Annotated in this window: 1 protein-coding gene; it reads right to left on the bottom strand. The window is 69.6% G+C overall.

The genetic code is table 11. The features are described 5' to 3' along the window. Positions 1–143 precede the first annotated feature (143 nt). On the bottom strand, positions 144–428 hold the full coding sequence (locus tag AB0B48_RS33165; protein ID WP_357208614.1) for a GlsB/YeaQ/YmgE family stress response membrane protein: 285 nt from the start codon (positions 426–428) through the stop codon (positions 144–146). Positions 429–1195: the final 767 nt, after the last annotated feature.

Genomic DNA, 1195 nt, shown 5'->3' with positions numbered 1-1195 from the left:
CCGCCGCGGCCCGACGCCCGCCACACCAACATCCGTCCGACGTTGGGCCTAACAGCACGAAAGAGCGCCCGGCTCTCAGCCGGGCGCTCTTTCAGTCGTACTGTCCTAGCGGTGGTGCTGTGTCGCCAGATGATGCCAGGTCGTTACCGGGTCACGCGGCGGCGGCCACCCACACCGGCCACCAGCGCGACAGCGATCGCGGCAACCACGACCTGCACCAGCAGCTCGGCCCAGTCGATGCCACTCGTCTCGGTCGCGATGCCGATAGCCCGCGCCAGGACGGTGCCCAGCAGCGCGGCGCCGATGCCGATCAGCAGGTGCAGCCAGATCGGCATGTTCTGCCGACCCGGGACGACCAGGCGGCCGAGCGCGCCGACGATGAGACCAACAACGATCGCAGTGATGATGCCCCACACGGTGAGCTCCACGGCCACCCTCCTTCAAAGAATGTCTGACACACGGTGCGTGTGCTTCCTGTCGTGACCGTTAATTGCCCGACCCACCGAAAATCCAAACCGACTACACGGCCCAGACGATCACGAATTGATGAACACAGGCACGGACCACAAACCGCCCCGCGCCCCGCGCCCCGCGCCCCGCGCCCCGCGCCCCGCGCCCCGCGCCCCGCGCCCCGCGCCCCGCGCCCGCCGATCTTGCACTTTCGGTGGCCGATAGGAGTGGGATGCCGGAAATATCGCAGCAGAAAGTGCAAGATCGGCCCGGCCGGAGTGACTCCGTGACGCCGCGGTACTGCTCGAACCGCGTCTCGCGCTCACGCTCCAGTGCGCCCGTCCCGTATCGCACCCAAGATCGTGCTCCATCCTGGTTGTGGTGGTATCGCGGCCAGGTGGAGGCCACTACAACCAGGATGGAGCGCGATCTTGGCGCTGGACGGGGCGCCCGGACGTGGGAGGCAGGGGACGGGGCGCCCGGACGCGGGAGGCAGGACACGGGGCGCCCGGGCGCGGGGGGGGCAGGACACGGGCCCCGGACAAAGGCGCAGGACGCAGGGCGCGGCGCGCACTGAGGGCTGGACGACACTGCGGCCGAGTCGGACGCAGCGATTCGCCGGATCAGACCCTCGTCGATCGAACTCGATCAAGCACCGAGGGGCGCCCGGCCTGATGGCCGAGCGCCCCTCCAAGGTTTGCATGACAACGACTTGCTGGTGGTACCCGGTCCCCCGGCGGCGGCC

Source organism: Micromonospora sp. NPDC049089, assembly GCF_040648775.1.
GTDB lineage: Bacteria > Actinomycetota > Actinomycetes > Mycobacteriales > Micromonosporaceae > Micromonospora.
Note: the sequence above shows the minus strand (reverse complement) of the source record. Positions and strands in the feature narration are given on the sequence as shown.